A 24,101-nucleotide genomic window follows, 5' to 3' on the forward strand; every position below is an offset into this window, starting at 1 on the left:
TAAGAATTATTAACATCTTTGCAGGGTATAATATTAAATTTTGTTAATATATGAATGTAAAATTAAGGGTGCTTACTGCTGGAGCAGTTTTCTTCATAGGAGCTCAAAGTGTAGTGGCACAAAAAGTAAAGAAGGATTCTGTCAAGGAAATAGAGGAGGTGGTAATGGTTGCTTTTGGCAAGCAAAAGAAGGAAGCGGTAGTCGGTGCTGTAAGTTCAGTTAGTCAGAGTGTTATTGCGAATCAACAGGCAACATCGGTGGTTTCTGCTATACAGGGAACAGTGCCTGGTGTTAATTTGGTGACTTCTGGTGGACAACCTGGTACAAATCCGTCAATCAGAATTAGGGGATATGGTTCTATAAATGCGTCTCAAGACCCTTTAATTATTTTGGATGGTGCTCCATTCTATGGAAATATAAATGCTATTTCTCAAGATCAAATAGAAACAATGAACGTTTTAAAGGACGCGTCTTCTACGTCTTTGTATGGGTCTAGGGGTGCAAATGGAGTTATTCTTATAACGACTAAAACGGGTAAGAGAAATATGAAACCTCAGTTATCTTTGAATGTTATAACTGGAGTGTCCACACTAGCTACAGATATTTATCCATTTGTTAGTTCTGATAGGTTTATGGAACTTTCTTGGGAAGCAAGAAGAAATACGGCAAAATATGTAGATGGGAAAAGTGATGTAGATGCAGCCTTGTTTGCAACGAATACTTTGATATCTGATTTGGGTTATAACCCATATAATGTGGCTATGCCTGTTGGTTTGGATGGTAAGATTGTTGCTGGTGCTGTAAAGAAATGGGATACAGATTGGAAGAAAGAAATATTGAATAAGGTGGCTTTTAGAAAAGATTATAGGTTGTCTTTACAGGGAGGAGGTGATAATACTACTTATTTCTTTTCAGCGGACTATTTAGATCAAGAGGGAAGTGTGGTGACATCTAATTTTAAAAGACTATCAACTAGGTTGAATTTAGATTCCAAAGTAAATAGCTGGTTAAGTGCAGGATTTAAAACGATGTTCACTACATCTAGTCAAAATACACCTCTTCAGGATGGGGCTGTCTATGGTAGTGCGTTGGCATGGATTTATGGTGTGTCAAATATATATCCTGTGCATAGGAGGGATTCAAGTGGAAATTTGATATATGATTCAAAAGGAAATTTGATATATGACTATGGAGCAAACGGAGGCGTTTTGAATGGAAATAGACCAATTATTCAAAATGAGAATGTACCGGGGGCACTTTATAACAATAAAATTGATAATCGTAGATATTCCTTGAATACGGTTGGTTATATAGAAGCCAAGTTAGCAAAAGGATTGACCAATAGAACAACCATTTCCCACGAATTTTATGTTTATGACTACAATCGTTATAATAATAATGAGTATGGGGGAGCGGCTAATGTTAGAGGGAGAGTATCAAGTAATAGAGATTTTTCTTTTGGAACGAATTTAACGAATTTAACGAATTATAAGCTTGCTCTTGGAAAACATAATCTTTCTGTTGATGGTATATTTGAGGTATTCAAGTATAAATATAATCCGTTTGGAGCTTCTACTACAGGATTTTTACCGGGGGTATATGTACATAATGGAGGAACTGTTTACGAAAATATTTCAGGGTATGTGAATGAGGAAAGAATGGTATCCTATTTGGGAAGGGTGTCGTATGATTATGGTAATAAATATTTCTTGGAAGGATCGTTTAGAAAAGATGGTTCGTCTAAGTTTTCTCCAGAGGTTAGATGGGGAGATTTTTATTCTGTTGGAGGAGCTTGGCTAGTAAGTAGGGAGAACTTTCTTAAGGATAGCAAAGTAGTAAGTAATTTGAAACTAAGAGGTTCGTATGGAGAGTTAGGAAATAATAATGGAATAGGGTATTTTCCATATATTCAGGCCTATAATGGAGGATGGAATCAATTAGGGAATACTGGGGTTTTGTTAGGAAGTGTTGTAGATCCTATGTTGACGTGGGAGAAGACCTCCTCATTGAATGCAGGTATAGAATTAGGACTGTTTGATAACAGAATAAATGTTAATGTTGATTATTATGAGAAGAAGTCATTAGACTTGATTTATGATAAACCCATACCTTGGTCTACTGGAAATAGTACTATAAAGACCAATATAGGCTCTCTTAAGAACTACGGTTGGGAATTTTCTTTGAATACTAGAAATATTCAGAATGATACCTTCTCGTGGAGATCTAACCTTAACTTTTCTTTAGATAGGAATTTGGTTACATCTCTGTCGGGTGGTAATTTTGCGGCTCGTTATGCAAAGAGATATGAGGTAGGTAGATCTTTGTTTGAGTTTTGGATGCCTGAATATGCAGGAATAGATCCTAATGATGGTTACCTGATGTGGTATAAAGATATTAAAGATGCTAATGGAAATGTAACGGGTATGGAAACCACTAAAGAATATTCTAAAGCAACCAGGTATTATACAGGAAAAAGTTCTATACCTAAGATTATAGGTGGTTTACAGAATACTTTTGTGTATAAAAATTTGGATCTAAATGTTTTGTTTAATTTCAGTTTTGGTGGGTATGTTTATGATGCCCAGTATGCGGGGTTGATGTCGTTTGCTGCTGCAGGTATACAGGTTACTACTGATGTTGAAAGAAGATGGCAAAAGCCTGGAGATGTGACGGATGTTCCAGTTTTATTAGCTAGCCAAAATGATTTCACAGCTATGTCTACTAGGTATTTGTTTAAGAACGATTTTGTTAGACTAAAAGCGTTAACTCTAGGGTATAACGTTTCTAAAAGATATGCAGAGGAAATTGGACTTTCTGCTATGAGGCTGTATTTACAAGCTGATAATATCTGGACTTGGCAGACACATAAGGGAATGGATCCAGAGCAGTCTTTTGATGGCTGGACGGATAATAGATCTTTAGGTTTGAGAACAGTATCTTTAGGATTCCAAGTGAGTTTTTAAAATTTAATTATATAAAAATAAGAAAAAATGAGAAAAATATTATATTTAGCGGTTTTGTTGGGTGGAATATCGTTGGTTCCTACCTCATGTTCTAGAGACTTTTTAGAGGAACCTAAGCCAACAGATACGGTAACAGATGTTGTTGTTTATTCTTCTAAAGAATCCGCTATGTCGTATATGTCAGGTATTTTAAGAAGATCAAGAGGACAGTATCTTCGTGACGATGCGGCTAATATGGGAAGTATGTTTTTTGCGAGATCACTTAAGGGTAATGATTTGATTCAAGCTCTAAGTTGGTTTACATTTGATTACGACAATAATAATAGGGAACCTACCTATACAAGAACTATTTTTTCATGGAAATTTCCATATGAGTTGATAGGGAAGTTGAATGTATTTATTTTAGGAGTAAAAAATAGCTCTCAGTTATCAAGTGCAGATAAGGATTATTTGTTAGGGCAAGCACTTGCATACAGAGGATTTCTTTATTTTCAACTAAGCTTAGAGTTTCAACACACCTATACATATGACCCTAGTTTACCAGCTCCCCCAATTTATAAGGAAATAACTACGGAAGGTAAGCCTATGTCTACACAGAAAGAATTGTATGAATTTATTCTAGAAGATTTAAAAGAAGCGGTTCGTATAGCTTCATCTGATAGACCAAATAAGTCTTATTGGAATAAAGAAGCAGCAAGTGCTGTTTTAGCTCAGGTGTATCAGGTTATGGGTAGATGGGATGAAGCTGCGGAGGCAGCAAGATTAGCCTATGGTGGTAATATATCGGCGGCTTTAGATGCTAAATCTTATACTAATGGCTTTAATGATATGGACGCTAGTCCAGAGTGGCTTTGGTGTACGCCTCAGTCGGAGGATCAAAGTGCATACTATTGGACTGCACCTTTTGCCTTTATAGATCATACAGCGCAGTCATACTATGCTACCTATGTTAATGAAAATTTTGTTAGCCTTTTTTCTGCTAGTGATGTTAGAAACTTATTTTCTAAAACAAAATTTACGGATTGGAGAAAATATACAACAACAAAATTTAAGTTTAATTTTAGCTCAGATGTTCCATTTATTAGAAAATCTGAAATGGTTTTAATAGAGGCAGAGGCTTTATACCATATTAATCCTAGCAAGGCACACGATGTACTATATGCTTTGCAAAAAAATAGAGATCCTCAAGCTGTGAAATCAAGCAATACAGGTGCAGCGTTGTTGGAGGAGATTTTGGTAGAGAGAAGAAAGGAACTTTATGCCGAGTGTGGAGTTGAATGGTTTGATGCAAAAAGGTTAAGAAGAGGAATAACTAGAACCAACAATCATAGAATTGTGAAAAATCTTTCGCCAGATGATAAGAGATTTTTCTTGAAGATTCCACAAGCAGAGATTGATGCTAATGAATATATAGATGAATCGGTTAACTTAAATAGATAGAGTTGGCTTCATATATTATTTTACATACCTTTGTACCTCATAAAACTTTATGAGGTACATTTTTTTTATAATATTATTGTTCTCTTGTACTTGGGTAAAAGCACAAGAGGAATCGGTAGATAAAATAAAGCAAGATTCATTAGTCGTAGATAGAGGAGGAAAAGATTCTGTTAAAATCTTTATTCCTACTATTCAAGATTATAGATATAAGACGCAGTTTGGACAGTATCAAGTGTTCGATACAGTTTTTAGTATAGATAAATACCATCAATTTACCCAGTATAACAATAGAGATATTTTTGGTAAAGTGTCATTTGCTAATGTGGGGGCAGGGTTTCAAGATTTGGTGTATTCCGTTAATCCAGAGCAAAATTTAACTCTTTTGCCAACCAATAAATCACACTTTATACAGGGTATTCAAGATATACGCTATTATGATGTTAAAACGCCTACTACGGCTTTTGTCTACCATAATGGTGTGGGAAATGGAGGGACTCTAAAATCTACCTATACTCAAAATATTGGGAAGAATTTCAATTTTGCGTTGGATTATACGGGGCTTAGGTCTCAAGGGTTTTATAGGAGAAGTTTAACTTCTAGTAATAATTTTACAGTTTCGGCACAGTTTCAGTCTAGAAATCAAAAATATCAAGCTTACGCCCACTTTACCCACCAGAATGTTAATGCGGAAGAGTATGGAGGTATTGTAAGTTTGGATAATTTCCTTAATGATACTCGATTTAAAAATAGAAATAATCTCGAAGTTAACCTCACAGGTTCTGATTCTAGATTTTCATATAGAAGGTATTATTACAGCCACGAATTTCGTCCATTTTCATCGGAGCGTTTTCCGTTTAAGTTAAGGCATAGTATTTATCATCAAGGTAATAAATACTATTTTAAACAATCTAGTGTAGAAAATTATTTTCAGCAGAGAGGTGGCGGTGTATTAACAGAGATGCCTTTGGTAAATAAAAAATATTCTGAGAACTTAAGTAATACCTTAAGTTTACTTTGGGATAACGAAAAATTTAAACTAGATGCAGGTATTAGGCACCAAAGTATCAGTTTGGGTACGGGTAACGCCCAGTTTGATATTTATAAAGAAAATAGGCTAGGAGCGGTTGGGAATTTAGACATCAACCTTTGGGATAAACTGAAGTTGCAGTCTTTCTTAGAAATCTCTAGAGGTGCTGTTTTTGGAAATTATTTAAAAACAACCAATCACTTAAAGTTAGAGCCTATTGAGGGTTATTTCTTAGATGCTAAAGCTAACTTCCAGTCGGTAGCACCAAGTTTTAATTATTTAGTAAATGCTTCGCTTTATCCTAATTTCAATTATCAGTGGCAAGATTTCAAAAATCAAAATATTCTAGAAATTGGTGGAACTTTAGGCTTGAAATGGTTTGATGCAAAAGTATCAGCCAATTATTTTAGGATAGACCAAATGGCTTATTTTAATGAGTTGTATCAGCCTAAGCAAAGTTCGGCTTCGGTTAATATCTCTCAGATTGGTGGAGAAGCTCTGTTTAAGTATGGTAAATTTAACTTTAATCCAAATCTTTTATTTCAGGCGGTTCTCAATAATAAAGACTTGTTGCCGCTACCACATTTTGTAGGAAGGCTCAACTTCTATTATCAAACACCTGCCTTTAAAAAAGTAGCGGAATTACAGACAGGAATTCAAGTGTATTATTTCTCAAAGTTCAACTCTAGAGAATATGCTCCTGTACTTAACGAATTTGTGTTGCCGTCTGCCTCTGCTCATAGCATAGGAGGGCAGCCTATCGCTTCGGCTTATTTTAATATGAAAGTCAAAAGAATGCTCATTTATGCAGAAGCACAGCATTTTAACACTACATTTATGAAAAATAGGTCATATACAGCGCCATATTTTCCTATTTCTGATTTTAGGCTTAATTTAGGTGTAGTTTGGTATCTTTTTTACTAAATTTGAAGTATGAAAACGCTTATTCCATTTCAGGAGATAGAGGCAATCCCTAAGCTAATTAGGGATTTTTTAGATGATAAAATAGAGGATTTTAAACCGTATTCATTTAATATTACTAACATAGTTGATAAGATAGAGGCTAAATCCCAAACATTTTCTAATGAAAAAAGAGAAGTTTTAGTTAAAGTCATTCAAGAGCAATATGAAGGTATTGAGCTTTCTTCATCACAAAAGGGGAATTTGGAAGCTTTGCTAAAAGAAAATGCATTTACTATCACTACGGGACATCAGCTTAACTTGTTTACAGGACCTGTATTTTTTATTTATAAAATTTTACAGACGATTAAGACCAGCATTTATCTTAGAGAGCAGTTTCCTGAAAAACATTTTGTTCCTATTTTTTGGATGGCTACAGAAGACCACGATTTTGATGAAATCAATCACTTTAGGACAGATGAAAATTACTACGAGATAGAAGGCGTACAAGGTGGAGCGGTTGGTAGGATTAAGGTGGAATCTAACACATTTTTAGAGCAATTTAAGAAGGAAGTAGAGGGTTTCCCTTTCGGAAAAGAACTTGTTAGTTGGCTTGATGAGGCTTATGGTTTAGGGCAGAGTTTATCGCAATCTATAAGAATTTTAGCTCAAAAATTATTTTCAGATTATGGACTTTTACTCATAGATGGTGATGATAAGGCTTTGAAATTGCAAATGACTTCCATCTTTAGAGAAGAACTTTTTTCTCAAAAACTTTATAACGAAACTAAACAAAGGATAGCATATTTATCGCAATCATACTCTAAAGTGCAGGTAAATCCTAGAGAAATCAACTTGTTTTACCTTACAGACAAACGTCAAAGGATAGAGCGAGATGGAGATTTATTTAGAGTGATAGACACCAAAAAGGTATTTACAGAGCTAGAAATATTGGAGGAATTACAAAATTTCCCTGAAAGATTCAGTCCTAATGCCTTGATGAGACCTGTTTATCAGGAGACGATATTGCCTAATATCGCTTATATAGGGGGAAATGCAGAAGTAATGTATTGGCTAGAGCTGGTAGATTATTTTAGAAGTATAGGGCTAGAATTTCCAGTTTTAATACCACGCCATTCATTCACTTTTATTGATGAAAAAACTTTTGCTAAAATTGATAAGTTAGGGTTTAATGTTAAGGACTTTTTCAATGATTATCAACGAGTGTTTGGAGAAAAACTCTTGAAAAAATCTACTTTATTACCTATTATTGATGAGAAAGAAAAATTGCTAAAGCAAGGTTTTGATGAATTGAAAGAAGAAGCTCAACAGACAGAAGTTACTTTCTTTAACCTTGTGGAAGCAGAACAGAAGCGTCAGCTAAAATCGTATCAAAAAATGAGAGTCCGCCTGTTAAAAGCAGAAAAGAAAAAAAATCAAGATTTGTTAGAACGATTGAATTTGCTCGCTGAAAAGATAAACCCTAATACCAAATGGCAGGAAAGACAGTATAATTTTAGCGTATTTTACAGAGATTTGGGCAAAAAATGGTTGGATATCTGTTTAGAAGAAATGCCTGTGGATAAGTCGGTAATGTTAGTGTTAGCTATTTAATTGGAAAAATGTATTTTTGCAGTCTAGTTTATTAAACAATGAAAAAAATACTAATTGCTCCCATATTTTTAGTGAGTTTCTTTTTACAGGCACAAACACACACTGTAGTTGAGAAAGAAACACCATATTCTATCTCTAGAAAGTATGGCTTGTCTATAAAAGAACTTTATGAACTTAATCCTGAAATAAAAGATGGAGCTATTAAGATAGGGCAAACCCTTAATGTTGGTAAAAAATCAACTAGACCAAAACAGAAAGTCGTAGATTCTTCTAAGGAGGTTCAGTTGGGCAAAATTATACTGAAGCCAAAACAAACTTTATATAGTTTAACCCGCCAGTACCACGTTACAGAAGCAGAGGTAAGAAAGCTCAATCCAAATTTGGAAATGAAAATAGGAGAGGAAGTGGTATTGCCTTTGGATAAAATTACCAAATACGGAGTGACTGAATTAGTAACCACTACTAAAGAAACTACTACTCCAACCACCACACAGGAAAATTCGTCTGCAGAAAAAGCGACAAAGACATTAGCAGAAGGTGAGTATGAGGTGCAAGCGAAGGATAACTACTATCGTATTACGAGGCAGTTTGGAATTAGTAAGAAAGACCTTTTTGCACTTAATCCAGGCTTAGAAGAAAGTGGACTGAAAGTAGGGGAAGTCATCAAAGTGAAACATCAGGCTATTGCAAGTTCTACAGAAAGTGCAAAACCAGATTTTTCGGAAACTAAAAAGGTAACAACTCCTTCTCAAGAAGATTATATTACCTATACCGTTCAGGAAGGTGATACCGTTTTTGGCATTCTCAATAAGTATGATTTAGATTTAGACCAACTCCTAGAACTTAATCCTCAAATTTCAGAGGGCTTAAAACCAGGGATGGTTCTTAAAATAAAGAAATTTAATAAAGCCTATGTTAAGAAAAACACAAATGCACTTAAGGTAGTACTGATGTTACCATTTGGCTTTGATACGGGAGATTCTAAATATAGAGGACTTGCGACGGATTTTCTTATGGGAGCGAAATTAGCAGTGGAGATGAATGCTAGAAAGGGGCAAGAGTTGGATTTTAATATCATAGATGCGGGTAACGAAAAAGCATTTAAGAAGAACTTAATCCAGATAGATTCGTCTAATACCGATTTAATTATAGGTCCATTGTTTAAGACCAATGTATTAGAAGTTTTGGATTATGTTAAAGACACTCAAATTCCTGTAGTAGCTCCATTTGCTAATAGTGAGGATATGTATGGTTTTGGCAATTTAATCATTGCTGAAACAGACAAAGCCATCTATGCTGATAGGATTGTAAAAGAGGTGAAAGAGGTTTTTTCTAACCAAAAAATTTATATTGTATCAGGAGCAGAAACAACAAATGCCGACTATATAAAAACGAAGCTAGAGAAATCTTTAAGAAAGGCAGATATAATTATAGTAGATAATGCGTCTAAAATAGAATTGGAACAGAATATGATGACAGGGCAAAGCTCTCCAGTAATAGCTATTTTAGCAAGTGATGACGATGGGGTTGGTAGTGCTTTTGCCTCTACGCTGATTAATCTATCTAAAGAAACTAAAGGTATCAAAGCCTTTAGTATGTTCTATACTCCAGCTTTTGATAAAAAAGTAGATGAGTTAAATCAAGTCAGTCTAGTATATCTAACGGATAGAAAAATTAATGAGGAGGGAGACTTCGAAAAAGAAATTTTAGCGGCTTATAAAGCCAAATATTGCAAGACTCCTTCCAAATATGCTATAGTGGGCTTCGATATTGTTAATGATATGCTGTCTAGGGAAAATAAGAAAGGAGAAATATTTAAGCAAATGGGGCAAACTCAAACACAGCTAGCTACAAAATTTGAGTTCCAAAGAATAAAACCCAATGGAGCCTATGTAAATGTAGGTTATCGTGTCGTAAGACTTTTACCATAAATTTAATTAGAAACTAAAGAGATAATCTTTGAAAAAATAAATATGAAAGCATTAGTGTTCCCAGGTCAGGGGTCTCAGTTTGTAGGAATGGGACAAGAACTGTACGATAGCAGGAAAGATATTAAAGATTTAATGGAGTTTTCCAATGAAATATTAGGCTTTAATATCCTAAAAATTATGTTTAACGGTTCGGAGGAAGATTTAAAACAAACTAGAGTAACGCAGCCAGCAATATTTATACATTCCGTGGCGGCAGTTAAGGCTATAGATGCCACAGGTGTTCAGATGGTTGCGGGGCATTCTTTAGGAGAATTTTCGGCATTGGTAGCGAGTGGCGTTTTATCCTTCGAAGACGGCTTAAAATTAGTAGCTCAAAGGGCAGATGCTATGCAAAAAGCATGTGATGCTAACCCTTCTTCTATGGCAGCTATTTTAGGTTTGGAAGATGAAAGAGTAGAAGAAATCTGCACTCAAATAGATGGGGTAGTAGTACCTGCAAACTATAATTGCCCTGGACAATTGGTAATCTCTGGAGAAACCAAAGCAGTAGAGGAAGCCTGTGCTAAACTTAAAGAAGCGGGAGCTAAGAGAGCATTGCTATTACCTGTTAATGGAGCATTTCATTCACCACTAATGAAGCCTGCACAAGACCAATTGGCAACAGCGATAGAAAATACAAAATTCAGAAAGGCGAGTTTCCCTATTTATCAAAATATTACGACTACAGCAGTGGCTAATGAGGAGGAAATTAAACAAAACCTCATCGCACAACTTACAGGACCTGTAAAGTGGACGCAGTCTATTCAAAATATGATTAAAGATGGTGCGACATCTTTTGTGGAAGTAGGTCCAGGTAAGACTTTACAAGGGTTAATTAAAAAGATAAATTCAGAAGTAGTGGTATCTTCTGCAATGTAGAAAAGACTAAGTAAACGAACGTTAATAAAAAACTTGCACCCTTATATTAAGGGTGCAGGTTTTTTTGTGGGAATTAAGAGGAATTTAGGCGAAATCTTTAAGAAGTTGAGTTAGAGTATTTACATCGTGTACGCCACTGCCTTTCCATAGAAGTTCACTATTTTTAAAAATCATAAGAGTGGGTACACTTCTTACACCATATTCACCAGCAATAGAAGGGTAATTATCTATATCTATTTTTACAATTCTAGCCGTATCTCCTACATTTTCTTTTACGGTGTTGAGTACCGAAGACTGCACCTTACAAGGTTGGCACCAAGTAGCAAAAAAGTCTATAAGTACAGGTTGGGGAGAGTCTATGAGTTCTTTAAATTTTTGAGACATAATTTTTATTTTAGGATTTTCTTCTGAAGTGAGTTCCAGCCGCCACCATTATAAGCAGTGAAACCATTACTGGACAAGATAGATTTAGCCGAAGCACTACGCATACCGCTAGCACAGCAGGTAATTATGGGTCTGCTTTTGTCCAAACGGTTGAGGTTTTGGTTCAACTCCTGTAATGGAATGTTGATGGAATTGAAAATATGTCCTGAATTATATTCAGCTTTAGTTCTTACATCTATTATTTGAGCTCCTTTTGCTGCTAAATCTTGAAAATCAACGGTATTCCCTCCAAAAAGACTTTTTATAAACTTTAACATAATCAGTATCTATAAGGTTAAGTGCAAAACTAAAATATTACTTTCTGATTTTAGAATAAAAACAAATTCACAATATCAAAGGGTGCAAACTTGCGGATATTTTTCATTAAATGCAAATTTAACCACTCCTTAATCCACAACTAAATGATTCAGAGTTAATCCGAATCATTCAGTTGTGTGATATAGTCTAGTATCTTCTTCTCCTATAAGTAGATTTTAATCCAAGCATACCTAGTATGGCTTTAGCCCCTTCTCTCATCAAAGTTGTACCAAAAGTTTTAGCCATAGGATTTTTCAATATGGTATCAAATAGGCTAGGCTCTTCTTGTTCTTTAGTCACGGTTGTTTTAGGTGCTTCTTGAGACGCCTGACTTTCCTCGGTTGCAGGAACCATTCTTTTAGATAAAATCTCGTAAGCACTTTCTTTATCTATACTATTCTGATATTTCTTAACTAAAGCTGACTTTGCCGTTAGATTATCTATCTCGGTAGCAGTTAGCACTCCCATTCTACTTTCTGGTGAAATAAGGTAAGTCTGCACTAAAGGGGTTGGGATACCTTTCTCGTCCAACGCAGTTACAAATGCCTCTCCTATCCCTAAATTTTGGATGAGTTCTTCCGCCTTATAATACTCTGTAACAGGATAGTTTTGTATGGCTTTTTCTATTTCTTTTCTGTCTTTAGCTGTGAATCCTCTCAATGCGTGCTGAATTTTAAGACCTAACTGACTTAAAACATTCTCTGGCACATCTCCAGGTATTTGGGTAATAAAATAGATACCCACTCCTTTAGAACGGATAAGTTTTACCATAGTTTCTATCTGCGAAAGCAAGGTTTTGGAGGCTTCTTTAAAAATTAAGTGAGCTTCGTCTATAAAGAGGACTAGTTTCGGTTTACCACTATCGCCTTCCTCTGGGAATGTAAGATAAATTTCCGCAAACAAAGACAGCATAAAGGTAGAAAATAAGTTCGGCTTATTCTGAATATCGTCTACACGCATAATATTCACCACACCTTTCCCATCTTTGGTTTGTAACAAATCATTAACCTCAAAGCTCGGTTCTCCAAAGAACGTTGTTGCTCCCTCTTGTTCTAAAGCTACAATAGACCTCAAAATAGCCCCTAACGATGCTGGTGCAATAGAACCGTAATTTTCCGAAATCTCCTTTTTACCATCATCATTTGTTGTTACATATTGTAACACCTTCTTAAGGTCTTCTAAATCTATCAGAGGCAAGCCTTTATCATCGCAGTATTTAAAAACGATGGACATAATACTACTTTGGGTATCGTTGAGCCCCAGTATTTTACTAAGTAGCACCGGTCCAAACTCTGTAACCGTAGCCCTCAACTGAACGCCCTTTGCCCCCGAAATCGTCATTAACTCTACTGGGAAAGATTGAGCGTTATATGGTAGTTCTGTTTTAGCATAGCGTTCTTTGATGATGTTATTTTCCTCTCCTGCCTCTGCAATTCCTGAAAAATCCCCTTTAATATCCATTACTAATGATGGCACCCCCGCGTGAGAAAGCTGTTCCACAAAAACCTGTATAGTCTTGGTTTTCCCTGTGCCTGTAGCTCCTGCTATCAACCCATGACGGTTCAAAGTTTTTAAAGGAAGTTTTACATCTACCTCTTTTACCACTTCTCCATCTAGCATACCTTTCCCTAGAATAATACTTTCTCCTTTAGAGCTATATCTGCTGTTTAATTCTTCTATAAATTTAGTCTTATCTGCCATCTTACATTTTTTGACGGATAAAATTAAGAAATAAAACCGAATCATCTCACCTTTTGATATTCTTCACCACATTTTATTATAGGATAAACTAGTCCTAAATGCAGTATTTTACTTATATTTGTTATCCACAAAAGTTTAATCCTTATGGAAAAAGAAGTCATTTTAAGAGCCATTGCTAGTGAGCAACAAAAGATAGTGGATAACCTCCAAAAGTCTGTAGAGCGTTACCGTACAGAGTCCGATATAGATGAAGATGCCACCCACGACCCCGAGGATTTTTCGCACCAAACAGAAGCTAAAGATATGCAACTTAGGTTTGAACAGATGGCGAACATCGCAAAAAAACACTTAGCATTCATAGAACATTTCGCCCAAGAACACCATACAAGTGTTGAAAGTGGTAGCCTTATTAAAACCGATAAAAGCTATATCTTCGTTGGGATTTCAGTACCCCCATTCAAATACGAAGGGAAAGATGTGGTTTGTATATCCGAAGAAGCACCTATCTATTCAAAAATTAAAAATGCTAAAGTAGGAGATAAGGTTGATTTTGGTTCGCACCAAATTGAAGTTATAGAAATAGCTTAATCCAAAAAATGGACTTCTGTAACCCAAGTTTCATAACTTGTAAAGCGTAAGTCTTACCTTTGTATCAAAATTATGGAGCTACTCGGTTATTTTTTCGCTATCATTATTGGTTTGGTACTCGGTCTTATGGGCGGCGGTGGGAGTATTTTAAGCGTTCCTGTTTTTGCCTACCTTTTTGGGTTAGATGCCGTTACCTCAACTACACTCTCTTTATTTGTGGTTGCTTGTAATGGATTGGTAGGCTCTTTGGGACATTTTAAAGAGAAACAAATACACCTCAATACTGCTTTACTATTTGGTATCCCTTCTGTCTTAGGGGTGCTTTTCTCTAGGAGGGTGGTTGTACCACATCTACCCGAATACATCATCAACCGTTGGGGCATTTGCCTCACTAAAGATATGTTTCTTCTCATCTTATTTGCCTCGCTGATGCTTTCGGCTTCCTACAAAATGATTGTGGGAAGTAAAACTGAACCAAGTACCTTAGAGATTTCTCCATCTAGAAATACCTTGCTTATTTCCCAAGGGCTGTTGGTAGGCATTATTACGGGGCTAGTAGGTGCTGGTGGAGGATTTCTTATCATTCCTGCTTTGGTAATGATTTTAGGGTTAAAAATGAAAGAAGCTATTGGCACCTCACTGTTTATTATTACCCTTAGTAGTACTATAGGTTTTGTAAGCTCTTTAGACAAAGTTGCTATAGACTGGCATTTTCTCTTATCTTTTACAGGGCTATCTATTGTAGGGGTTTTATTAGGTTTAGCTTTATCTAAAAGAATAGATGGTAAAAAACTAAAACCTGCTTTTGGTTGGTTGGTATTGGGTATGGGGATTTATATCTTGATAAAAGAAATTATATTAAAATAAAAATAGTATCATTATGAAAATAGAACAAATATACACAGGTTGCCTTGCACAAGGAGCCTATTACATTACTTCTAACGGCGAAGCAGCCATTATAGACCCACTGCGTGAAATACAGCCTTACTTAGAGCGTTTAGAGAAAGATGGTGTCACCCTAAAATACATTTTTGAAACTCACTTCCACGCTGATTTTGTATCGGGACATTTAGATTTAAGTAAAAAAACAGGAGCTCCTATCATCTACGGTCCTACTGCAAAGCCTAGTTTTGAAGCTATTATTGCTGAAGACCATCAAATTTTTGAGTTAGGAAAGGTTAAAATAAAAGTGCTACACACCCCAGGACATACGATGGAAAGTGCGTGTTTTCTACTCCTTGATGAAAACGGAAAAGAAACCGCATTGTTTAGTGGCGACACGCTATTTTTAGGCGATGTGGGGCGTCCAGACTTGGCACAAAAAGCCACTAATCTTACTCAAGAAGAACTAGCGGGGCTGTTGTACGATAGTCTTTACAACAAAATTCTCCCTCTACCAGATGAGGTTACCGTATATCCAGCACACGGAGCGGGTTCTGCTTGTGGTAAAAATATGATGAAGGAAACCGTAGACAGCCTTGGCAACCAAAAGAAAATAAACTATGCCCTCAACCAGCCTAGCAAAGAGGCTTTTATAGAGGCTGTTTTGGACGGACTTACCGCTCCACCGCAATACTTCGGAATGAATGTCGCTATGAACAAAGGAGGCTACACCAGCTTTGACGAAGTTTTAAAAAACGGTAAAGAAGCCCTATCCGCAGAAGACTTTGAAACCGTGGCAGAGAATACAGGAGCTTTAATCCTTGACACTAGAAATGCGGCTGATTTCCACCAAGGTTTTGTGCCTAACTCTATCAACATTGGGCTTAAAGGCAGTTTTGCCCCTTGGGTAGGTGCGATGATTGTAGATGTTAAGCAACCCCTGCTATTAGTTTGCGAAGAAGGCTCCGTAGAGGAAGCCATTACTAGACTTGCTCGTGTAGGGTTTGATAATGTGGTGGGCTACCTCAAAGGTGGTTTTGAATCGTGGAAAAATTCAGGTAAAGAAATAGATACTATTAAAAGAATTTCTGCCGAAGCCTTTGCGAATGAATACCACAAAGACACAAAAGTAGTAGATGTAAGAAATATAGGAGAATACTCTGCCGAGCATATAGAAGATGCCCTTAGCCGCCCTCTTATGGAGATTAACGACTGGGCAAAAGAACTAGGCGACACACATTTCTACATCCATTGTGCAGGAGGTTATCGTAGTATGATAGCCTCTAGCATACTCAATTCTAGAGGTATCCGAAACTTTACAGAAGTAGATGGTGGTTTTGCTAAAATTAAGGAAACCTCTGTGCCTACTACCGATTTTGTATGCCAGTCTAAAGTTAAGTTCTAAATTATGAAAGTTATACACCAAATGATACTTGGCGGAGGTTTAGCTCTAGGGCTTGCCTCCTGCCAAACAACTGGCAAAGCCAAAAACACTAGAATTGTTGTATGTGAGTTAGATATAGAAATTACTAGCAAAGCAGATATTGCGAAAATTATAAATGCCCCTAAAAGCATACTGGTAGATGTAAGAACGCCAGAAGAATTTGCAGAAGGCAGTGCTAATGGAGCCATCAATATACCTTTAGACCAGTTAGAAAACCAGTTAGACAAACTAAATCCCTCGCAGGATATTGTACTTTTCTGTCGTTCTGGAAGACGCTCCGAAGAAGCTAAGAGTATTCTAGAGAAACACGGCTTTAAAAAAGTATATAACGCTGGGACTTGGAACGAAGTAAAAAACCTACAAAAAGAAACCAAATGAATATTATAGAAAACATCGTATATGGTAATGATAAACCCTCTGTGGTCATTATTAAAAAATCGGATACCCTCAAACAATTTGCTGTAGGACTAGGAAAAGATGTCGTGTTGAAAAAACACATCACTCCTGTTCCTGCTACATTGGTAGTGCTAAAAGGCAATATCAATTTTGAGATTGAAGGTAAAACACACCTCTTTAAAGCGTGGGACACATACGAAATCCCGGTGAATATCCCTCACGAAGTTGTAGGGATATCAGACGAAAATCTTTTTATTGTAACCCAAGAGCTTTAACTCTTTACTGACGACACACCGTTGTCTTACCGAACGACACCTCTGCGTAGCCTAAGACGACACACCGTTGTACGGTAAGACAACGCATAGGCGTAAGAACAAGTGGGTGGGTTTAGTTTTAAAACCCGCCCACTTTCTATAAAACCCAACAAGAAGATGAAACTTACGCTACTATTACAGGAGTTGATAGAACTTCGGTTCTAGGTTCTTTAAGCGAGGCATTACCTCTAGAAAATTGCGTGGTGATGCTTAGCTCATAGTTTCCTGCTTCTAAATCTGCAGGAACAAGGATAAGCACTCTTGAAGGCTCATTAAGTGCAATATCCTCCGCAAGAAGTTTCACTTCTTTTTGAGTATCTAGATTTCTGAAGACAATACCATTTTTAGGGTCGTTGCCATCTATCTTAATATAAGTCCCTTTGATTTCGGCGTTTTTGCCTTTAGTTAAAGTACCGTCTGCTTTACCAGTGGCTTTGTCGGTAATGCTGAACACGCTCATTGGACTAGACTGCTCGCCTAGGATTTCCACTTTGGTATCGTTGGCGGCTTTCCTTAGGTCGGTGCTTTGATGTACATTCACATACACCGAGTGCTTTTCCTTATCCCAGGTTTTATCGTAAAATACCCCCTTAATGGCAGGACGCATATACACCAGCCCCGTATTTACACTATAACCGCTCAACACCAGCTCCGAAGCCTTACGGTTAAAACGAGTGATGATGTCTACCACGGTTTCGGTTTTTATTTCTATACCTTCTTTTTTAAGGGCTTCTATAATTTCTGTAATGCCAAGGCTCCCTGCCGAAAGAGGCACGGCTACAAAATCGTTGGGGTCGTCTTTGGTGAGTAGGTTGGGACGCAACCACGCTTTTAGTGTATTCATAGCTTTTAAATTTTGATATTAGATGAGTTTATTAGTTCTTTAGCTCCACCTAACCACTACATTAGGTTTGGAACAAGACAAAAATACATAAATTGGAACACTTAGCTAAACCCAAAATTAAAAACAGTACCCCCACCTCATTACTAAAGGCTAAAATCCCCAAAACTCGCTCCAACGCTTCTGCCCACACCAATGCTCCTATTTTTATTAACGGCTACCCACCAAAGACAGTTTAAAGTAATACTAAATTATCACCGCTCTATTCTCCGACCTAAGGAAACGGAGGCGTTAAGAAAATGTGTCGTCCATTCGTTAAAAAAGACCTATTGTTTGAACAAGCGTAGGGCTTTAGCCTTGGCGTGAGTTCTAGGGCTTTTAGAATGGACGACACATTTTTAGCCGTAGTTTTCTAGTCTTGACTTTTTGGTCCTTTTGGGTCAAGACAAAAGGACAAGTATACATATTTATCGCCCTTCTTTTGCCTTGAAGCAAAAGAAGCAAAAATTCAAGACTGTAACCCCTTTGGCTAAACCTCATTACTAAAGGCTAAAATCCCCAAAACTCGCTCCAACGCTTTTGCCCACACCTTTGCTCAAACAGTGGGTATTTTTTAACGCCTTTAGTAACGAGGTTCTTAACGCCGTCGGGCTTAGAGGTCAGATATACTATATATATTATAAGCACTCCTCTCCCAAAGACCATTTTAAAACTGTTTTAAATGATAACCACTTAGCTATTATCAACGCTCTGCCGAGCAAAGGTAAGTTTAGGGACAGCCCCCGTAGCGGTATTGGGAGCGGTAGCTTCCAAATAGCAGGGGGCAGTCCCGTGCCGTAGGTAAACCTAACCTTTGCTCTTGAATTTTTGGTCCTTTTGTTTCAAGACAAAAGGACATACACACATATTTATCACCACTTAGCCATTATCAACGCTCTGCCGAGCAAAGGTAAGTTTAGGTCAAGCCAAAAGGACATACATACATATTTATCGCCCTTCTTTTGCCTTGAAGCAAACCTAACGGAGTGGTTCGGCGGAGCCAAAAGGACAGCACCTAAAACTTATGCCTATAAAAATTATTTTTATGCTTATAAAAAAAAATCCGATGCCTATAAGTTTTAGATTTTATAGGCATCAGATTTTTAAAGAGTGCTTAGTGGCGAAAACCGCCGAGAACGCACAGTTAATCCTTAATGCAGCGGAGGCTCATGCCATCTCTATTATATAATGAGGGTTGTACCATGTTGTAACTTGAAGAGAATTGAAGGTACCATACCACAGAATTATCATAGCCCGAATACATACTGCTAGACCAGTAACATCCGTCAGCACTTTGAGCATTTAGATTGTTATTGCTGATACGGACACCATTAGCAGGCAGGCGGAGTAACTTCTCCTCCCACATCTTACTAGACGTTGTATATGAAGGACTTGCATCATAACCTAAAATCGTATTACGCAAAGCCATCTGCTCCGCGTAAGTAGGCACATGATACCCCACAGGACAAGGATTATTAGATTGCCCTGACTGCCATAAATTCTTATTAGTAGTGTCATAACTTAAGGTATTAGTAACCCAAGAATAAGTATTACCTAAGATAAAATTACTGTGACCTGGGTTCGTCCAAGAATCAGATAAAGTATTGGTAGTGGTATACTTAGGCGTACCATCTGAGTAATTGCTACCAGTCCAAGTCATCAGTTCGTGCCCATCTGGGTTACGCTGCCACTGGAACAACGAACCATACGCACGCCAGTCTTTTTTAATCTGGTCGGCAGTTGGATTAGAAAGAGGCACTGCAGAAGTGGTATTCGTATAATCTAAAGCCCCTGCTTGATAAGTTGGGTCAAACCACTCTGAACCTACTCTAGCATAATCTGCACCTAGATTATTATTGAGCCAAACTCTACCATCAGGTCCCGTGATTGGAAGATAGACAAAATTATGCTCTTTTTCATTTGCTCCATAGCCTACGCACTCAAAAGTCGTCTTATCAAAGCAACGGTCGGGAATACCTGTAAGGGTTTTCACTTTGAGCGTGGTGGTACTGCTCCCATTTAGACTGATGGTGTAGGCATCGGCATTGCTAATGGCATTACGGTATACGCCATCTAAAGGGTCTAGGGCAGGGTAGTAAGTGGCCCCACTTACATTCTTTAGTTTAGCTTGTATAGTACCTGTTGCCCCCGTAAAATTACCCGCTGGATAAGACAACTTAAAATTTCGCATATAACCATTCCCGTCTTTTAGGGCTAAGGTTTGTTCATAAGCGGTATAAGCGCCATTAGCGGGCGATGCACCGCTGTAAGGGATATTTACTGTAATTTCTGCTCCAGCAGCTATTCCTGTTTCCATAATATTACTCCCTTGTACTAAGTAGTCTTTGCTGTTGTATTTAAAGACCACTAGCTTAACATCTTGTACCGTTCCTAAAGTGGCTGTAGTTGGAGCATAGGGATTGGCAAATGCACTAGCATCGTTAATACAAGCCCATTCGTGTACTCCACCGATAAGACCTCTGTACATTTCTATACAGTTCTTGTCTTTATTGTAGATTAGAGTTCCCTTTTTGGTATTGGGAGAAAAGGTAAGTCGTTCCTCCGTAGTCAGTTTAGGAAATAGCACCCCTTGTGGCTTATCTGCTGGCATCGTAGGACTTACTTCTACCTTAGAAATATCTAAAGTCGCTTGGGGCGTAGTGGTATTGATGCCCACTCTGCCTTTATAATCATCTTGGGCGTTCAGCACTAAAGGCAGAAACACCGTGCATAATAAAGCTTTGTTCATAAGATGTTATTGTTTATAGATGTTAGTTGTTAAATTGTTAAGTTGTTCAATGTTTAAGGTCTAAAGTTCAAGTATTCGAAGTTTAAGGACTTATATTTTAACATCTGAAATCTAATCTCACAGATAGGCACAAAAAACAAGGAGGCTTTTAGCGAATGGTTGTGAGAATAAAATTTAAAACGATATCTATACGAAATGCCCCTAACAAAAGTTGCTAGAAGTGGGAGCTGTTTTAATAAGAGATATTGAGATGATTTTCCGAAAATACCGTGCATACTTACAAAACTTATAGGTGTTGTGTGTTTACATAGTTTTTGCTTATCACCAAATTTCTATACCACTTTTTTATTCCTTTGTATAGAACCGATATGGTGTTGTATAGCAACCGCAAACATATAATCTTTTACGGAAGTGTGCAAGTTTTCAGGGATAACTTTTCGCAAGTTGGAGAAGAAAACTTGTTTGCTAATCGGAAACCGAGGATATATCAGTAAAGCATTGCAGGTAGACTTATTCAATTATACCAAGATAAATCTTTCGGTTTCGATGCGGAAAAACCAGACCATTAAAAACAAAATATGAAAATAAGAAAGAGAATAGAAACTAATATTTCTCAATTATGTGGGCAATTTTCCCTCAACTCAACTTTGCGAAAATCTTTCAGTGTTTAGTAATAACGAAGCTCACTTCTTTCACGATGATTCGATACCTCAATTTCTTATCTTCAAAATGATGTTTGAATAAATTAAAAATAATTTATTCTAAATGTACAACAGGTATTATGTATCTTATATCGATAAAAAAGATACTTTCATCGATAAATATTTTTAATAAGATATTACCTAAGTAATTTCGCTTTAATTAAAATATATACCAATGAAGATAAGAGTATTATTTATGTGTCTGTGTGTGTTTAACATACAAGTTGCTTTAGCCCAAGTAGTCATATCCGGAAAAGTTACGGATTATTTAGGGAAACCTGTTCCATTTGCGACATTGAAGTTTTATGAAAGCTCGGTGACCTCTGAAAATATAAAGGCTGAAAAAATTGCAGATGAGGAAGGGCATTTTTTAGTTGAAATTCCTAAAGTTGGAAATTATATTATTGGTACATCAGCTATAGGGTATTCCGATTTTTATAAAAATTTAGAGATTAATTCTAATCAAGAGCAATTGGCTCTAACTTTTCCCAAGGAGAAGGTTAGAAATATTCAGGAAGTGGTTATAAAAAAAGGAAAACCAGCAATCGTTAGAAAGTTAGATCGAGTAGTTCTAAATATTAGTGATAATCCGATAGCAGTGGGAAAATCTTCAATAGATTTATTCAGAATGGCTCCGGGTGTTTTTGTAAACGGAGGCAAGATATCAATAAATGGTGTTTGGGGAGCTCGTGTAATGGTTGATGGTAAAATGTTGAATTTGAGTGGAGAGGATTTGAAAAATTATTTGCAAAATCTAAAATCTAATGATATCCAATCCATTGAAGTGATTGCTCATCCTTCGGCAGAGTTTGAGGCAGAAGGTTCAGGAGGACTTATCAATATTATCTTAAAGAAGACTTCAAAACAAGGGTTTAGTGGTAATTTAGGCTATGAGAATGGTTGGGGATTGGGTAAGTTTCCGAGTTATAATCCTTTTTTTGTACTAAATTATAAGAGAGGAAAATTTGGAGTTAATACCAGCTACTCTTTTAATCATGATAAATCCTACGAATTATTAGAACAGCAGCGAGATTTTACTAATGGAGGCAAATATCAGAATAGGTCTGATGACACTCAAATAAGAAACGCAAATCGTATAAAAATGGCATTAACTTATGATATTAGTCCAAAGCAATTTTTAGGGATTGGTTATACGGGGCAGTTAAGTAAATTTTCGAGTAATTCGTTATCGGATACCAAAATTATGTATCCTTTAGAGTCTGAAGCTATTTTTTCAAAAGGAAATTTTCCTACGGAAACTAAAACGGGCTATCATAATTTTGGGATGAACTATTCTATAAAAACCGATTCCTTAGGTTCTAAATTTACACTTTTATCAGATTTTACTTATAATGACAGAAGAGGAATAAATACTTCTAACAGTGAAAGTTTTGATTATCAGAATAAGTTATTAGATAAAACGGTGTTTAGATTGCATTTTCCAAGTATTTCAAAAATATTTACAGTAGATAGCAAATATAAATGGAATTTCAAAAATAGTAGCTCTTTAAACTTTGGAGCCAAATTAAATAGTACTAAAATAGATAATACAAATACTTACGAAAATTTTGATGGCTTAAATTGGGTAGGTGCAGTAGGTCGAAATTTTGATTTTAACTACAATGAAAATGTTTTTGCCGGCTATACAGAACTAAGTGGTTCTTTTAGAAAAGTTGAGTATCAAATAGGGGTAAGAGCGGAGCAAACAGATGTTAATGCGACTCTTATGGGAAGCCAAAAAGGAAATGTTTCTCAGAATTATCTAAGCTTTTTTCCTTCTGTTTTTATGAAAAAAAATTTAAATGAAGAAGGGAGTAACTATCTTTCTTTATCTTTTAACAGGAGAATAAAAAGACCCTCTTATTTTGATTTAAATCCTTATGAATACTATATAGATAATTATTCTGTGAGTACAGGAAACCCTTATTTAAAGCCTCAATTTACGAGTTCTTTTGAAATTGGGAGTATCTGGAAGGGGACTTATTATGTCGCAGTAAGTTATAGCTATACTAAGGATATGATTACCCAAATGATACAGACTAATCCTAATACAGAGCTTTTAAAAATTATTAAAGCTAATGCGGGCAATACGTCTGTTTATACGACAACTTTTAGTGCGCCATTTCAAATTAGAAAATGGTGGAGTACAACAAATAATTTACTATTAACCTATACAAAATCAGAATCCCCCAATTTTTTAATCGAAAAACCGTCTTTTGTTTTCCAAACCGAGCATGAAATATCGTTACCAAAAGGTTATAAAATGAGTATGAATGCTTTTTATACTCCACAGATGGTAAGTGGTAATGCATTAACAGGAGCTATAGGAAGCATAGATTTAGGTATTCAGAAAAAATTCTTAGAGAATAAACTTGTCGCAAGAGTTGCAATTAGTGATATTTTCTATACAAACAATTTTAGAGCGAAAAGTTATTTTAATAACACGATTATTAATCTTAATCATAAAGAGCAAAGTAGAGTGTTATCACTATCTCTAAATTATAGTTTCAGTGGAGGTGATAAACCAAAATTACAGAAAATGGAAAGTAGTAATAATGAAGAAAAAGGAAGATTATAAAAATATTATAAATGTCCTTTTTTGGGTGTAAGGATTAATGAGTCTAAGCTGTCATTTCGTAGGAATCCTTTTAAATAGGAATCCTATGGAATGACATAAAGTTATGTTTACTCGATACAGATAATAGAAAAGATTCATTTATGTAAACAATGATGAAGATATATTTTCTTTCAGTATAACGATAATTTTAATTGGGGGGTCAAAACAAAATTTTGGATAAAAAAAACAAAAGATATTTTTGAAAAGGAAAATTTAGGCTTTTCTTTGCAATACAAGAATGTCTGAGTATTTATATAAATATTGTATTAGGTTTCAAATTACATACTCTTAAATA

General features: G+C 36.2%; 18 protein-coding genes. 13 read left to right on the forward strand and 5 right to left on the reverse strand.

Translation table 11 applies throughout. From position 1 onward, the window contains the following. Positions 1–50: 50 nt before the first annotated feature. From D1003_RS03010 to fabD, 6 genes are read left to right on the forward strand one after another with little or no spacing between them, the layout of a single operon-like run. Complete coding sequence (locus tag D1003_RS03010) at positions 51–2,963, forward strand: SusC/RagA family TonB-linked outer membrane protein (RefSeq protein WP_153935672.1); 2,913 nt, start codon at positions 51–53, stop codon at positions 2,961–2,963. 27 nt (positions 2,964–2,990) lie between these two features. Continuing rightward, positions 2,991–4,403 (forward strand): RagB/SusD family nutrient uptake outer membrane protein, encoded by a 1,413-nt coding sequence (locus tag D1003_RS03015; RefSeq protein ID WP_153935673.1) that lies wholly within the window; start codon positions 2,991–2,993, stop codon positions 4,401–4,403. Positions 4,404–4,452: 49 nt separating this feature from the next. Continuing rightward, on the forward strand, positions 4,453–6,354 hold the full coding sequence (locus tag D1003_RS03020; RefSeq protein ID WP_153935674.1) for a putative porin: 1,902 nt from the start codon (positions 4,453–4,455) through the stop codon (positions 6,352–6,354). 9 nt (positions 6,355–6,363) lie between these two features. Beyond that, positions 6,364–7,944: a bacillithiol biosynthesis cysteine-adding enzyme BshC gene (gene bshC / locus D1003_RS03025; RefSeq protein WP_153935675.1), complete on the forward strand. Its 1,581-nt coding sequence runs from the start codon at positions 6,364–6,366 to the stop codon at positions 7,942–7,944. 38 nt (positions 7,945–7,982) lie between these two features. Continuing rightward, positions 7,983–9,875 (forward strand): LysM peptidoglycan-binding domain-containing protein, encoded by a 1,893-nt coding sequence (locus D1003_RS03030; protein ID WP_153935676.1) that lies wholly within the window; start codon positions 7,983–7,985, stop codon positions 9,873–9,875. A 42-nt stretch (positions 9,876–9,917) separates the two neighbouring features. After that, entirely contained in the window at positions 9,918–10,793 is an 876-nt protein-coding gene (gene fabD, locus D1003_RS03035) for an ACP S-malonyltransferase (protein ID WP_079207371.1), read from the forward strand. A gap of 84 nt (positions 10,794–10,877) precedes the next feature. Here the strand turns inward: fabD and D1003_RS03040 are convergent, their stop codons facing one another. The 3 genes from D1003_RS03040 to D1003_RS03050 all read right to left on the reverse strand — a co-directional run bounded on the left by D1003_RS03040 (position 10,878) and on the right by D1003_RS03050 (position 13,235). Then, positions 10,878–11,177, reverse strand: coding sequence for a co-chaperone YbbN (locus D1003_RS03040; RefSeq protein ID WP_079207372.1), 300 nt, complete (start codon positions 11,175–11,177; stop codon positions 10,878–10,880). Between the two features lie 5 nt (positions 11,178–11,182). Next, positions 11,183–11,494: a rhodanese-like domain-containing protein gene (locus D1003_RS03045; RefSeq protein ID WP_153935677.1), complete on the reverse strand. Its 312-nt coding sequence runs from the start codon at positions 11,492–11,494 to the stop codon at positions 11,183–11,185. A gap of 187 nt (positions 11,495–11,681) precedes the next feature. After that, entirely contained in the window at positions 11,682–13,235 is a 1,554-nt protein-coding gene (locus D1003_RS03050) for a helicase HerA-like domain-containing protein (protein WP_153935678.1), read from the reverse strand. Between the two features lie 144 nt (positions 13,236–13,379). Here D1003_RS03050 and D1003_RS03055 point away from each other — a divergent pair, with 144 nt between their 5' ends. From D1003_RS03055 to D1003_RS03075, 5 genes are all read left to right on the forward strand, one after another. Beyond that, positions 13,380–13,823, forward strand: coding sequence for a hypothetical protein (locus D1003_RS03055; RefSeq protein WP_014938379.1), 444 nt, complete (start codon positions 13,380–13,382; stop codon positions 13,821–13,823). A 72-nt stretch (positions 13,824–13,895) separates the two neighbouring features. Continuing rightward, positions 13,896–14,690: a sulfite exporter TauE/SafE family protein gene (locus D1003_RS03060; protein ID WP_153935679.1), complete on the forward strand. Its 795-nt coding sequence runs from the start codon at positions 13,896–13,898 to the stop codon at positions 14,688–14,690. A 13-nt stretch (positions 14,691–14,703) separates the two neighbouring features. After that, positions 14,704–16,110, forward strand: coding sequence for a rhodanese-like domain-containing protein (locus D1003_RS03065; protein ID WP_014937610.1), 1,407 nt, complete (start codon positions 14,704–14,706; stop codon positions 16,108–16,110). A gap of 3 nt (positions 16,111–16,113) precedes the next feature. Next, a complete protein-coding gene (locus D1003_RS03070) occupies positions 16,114–16,527 on the forward strand; it encodes a rhodanese-like domain-containing protein (RefSeq protein ID WP_153935680.1) in 414 nt (137 codons plus the stop codon). Next, a complete protein-coding gene (locus D1003_RS03075; RefSeq protein WP_153935681.1) occupies positions 16,524–16,820 on the forward strand; it encodes a cupin domain-containing protein in 297 nt (98 codons plus the stop codon). The genes D1003_RS03070 and D1003_RS03075 overlap by 4 nt, the downstream gene beginning before the upstream one ends. Positions 16,821–16,983: 163 nt before the next feature. Here the strand turns inward: D1003_RS03075 and D1003_RS03080 are convergent, their stop codons facing one another. After that, positions 16,984–17,703: a DNA-binding domain-containing protein gene (locus D1003_RS03080; RefSeq protein ID WP_153935682.1), complete on the reverse strand. Its 720-nt coding sequence runs from the start codon at positions 17,701–17,703 to the stop codon at positions 16,984–16,986. Between the two features lie 576 nt (positions 17,704–18,279). On the opposite strand from D1003_RS03080, the gene D1003_RS03085 reads away from it, so the two are divergent. After that, positions 18,280–18,540: a hypothetical protein gene (locus D1003_RS03085; RefSeq protein WP_153935683.1), complete on the forward strand. Its 261-nt coding sequence runs from the start codon at positions 18,280–18,282 to the stop codon at positions 18,538–18,540. A 343-nt stretch (positions 18,541–18,883) separates the two neighbouring features. Here D1003_RS03085 and D1003_RS03090 read toward each other — a convergent pair whose 3' ends face one another. After that, positions 18,884–20,488 (reverse strand): fibrobacter succinogenes major paralogous domain-containing protein, encoded by a 1,605-nt coding sequence (locus D1003_RS03090; protein WP_260393298.1) that lies wholly within the window; start codon positions 20,486–20,488, stop codon positions 18,884–18,886. Between the two features lie 876 nt (positions 20,489–21,364). Here D1003_RS03090 and D1003_RS03095 point away from each other — a divergent pair. After that, positions 21,365–23,767: an outer membrane beta-barrel family protein gene (locus D1003_RS03095; RefSeq protein WP_153935684.1), complete on the forward strand. Its 2,403-nt coding sequence runs from the start codon at positions 21,365–21,367 to the stop codon at positions 23,765–23,767. The last annotated feature ends 334 nt before the right edge of the window (positions 23,768–24,101 follow it).

The organism is Riemerella anatipestifer, assembly GCF_009663465.1.
Lineage (GTDB): Bacteria > Bacteroidota > Bacteroidia > Flavobacteriales > Weeksellaceae > Riemerella > Riemerella anatipestifer_C.

Coding starts and splice junctions, on each gene's coding strand:
- D1003_RS03045 (WP_153935677.1), bottom strand. CDS start 11,494: ATGTTAAAGTTTATAAAAAGTCTTTTTGGAGGGAATACCGTTGATTTT.
- D1003_RS03075 (WP_153935681.1), top strand. CDS start 16,524: ATGAATATTATAGAAAACATCGTATATGGTAATGATAAACCCTCTGTG.
- D1003_RS03060 (WP_153935679.1), top strand. CDS start 13,896: ATGGAGCTACTCGGTTATTTTTTCGCTATCATTATTGGTTTGGTACTC.
- D1003_RS03055 (WP_014938379.1), top strand. CDS start 13,380: ATGGAAAAAGAAGTCATTTTAAGAGCCATTGCTAGTGAGCAACAAAAG.
- D1003_RS03010 (WP_153935672.1), top strand. CDS start 51: ATGAATGTAAAATTAAGGGTGCTTACTGCTGGAGCAGTTTTCTTCATA.
- D1003_RS03070 (WP_153935680.1), top strand. CDS start 16,114: ATGAAAGTTATACACCAAATGATACTTGGCGGAGGTTTAGCTCTAGGG.
- D1003_RS03080 (WP_153935682.1), bottom strand. CDS start 17,703: ATGAATACACTAAAAGCGTGGTTGCGTCCCAACCTACTCACCAAAGAC.
- D1003_RS03090 (WP_260393298.1), bottom strand. CDS start 20,488: ATGAACAAAGCTTTATTATGCACGGTGTTTCTGCCTTTAGTGCTGAAC.
- fabD (WP_079207371.1), top strand. CDS start 9,918: ATGAAAGCATTAGTGTTCCCAGGTCAGGGGTCTCAGTTTGTAGGAATG.
- D1003_RS03065 (WP_014937610.1), top strand. CDS start 14,704: ATGAAAATAGAACAAATATACACAGGTTGCCTTGCACAAGGAGCCTAT.
- D1003_RS03095 (WP_153935684.1), top strand. CDS start 21,365: ATGAAGATAAGAGTATTATTTATGTGTCTGTGTGTGTTTAACATACAA.
- D1003_RS03020 (WP_153935674.1), top strand. CDS start 4,453: ATGAGGTACATTTTTTTTATAATATTATTGTTCTCTTGTACTTGGGTA.
- D1003_RS03015 (WP_153935673.1), top strand. CDS start 2,991: ATGAGAAAAATATTATATTTAGCGGTTTTGTTGGGTGGAATATCGTTG.
- D1003_RS03040 (WP_079207372.1), bottom strand. CDS start 11,177: ATGTCTCAAAAATTTAAAGAACTCATAGACTCTCCCCAACCTGTACTT.
- D1003_RS03050 (WP_153935678.1), bottom strand. CDS start 13,235: ATGGCAGATAAGACTAAATTTATAGAAGAATTAAACAGCAGATATAGC.
- D1003_RS03030 (WP_153935676.1), top strand. CDS start 7,983: ATGAAAAAAATACTAATTGCTCCCATATTTTTAGTGAGTTTCTTTTTA.
- bshC (WP_153935675.1), top strand. CDS start 6,364: ATGAAAACGCTTATTCCATTTCAGGAGATAGAGGCAATCCCTAAGCTA.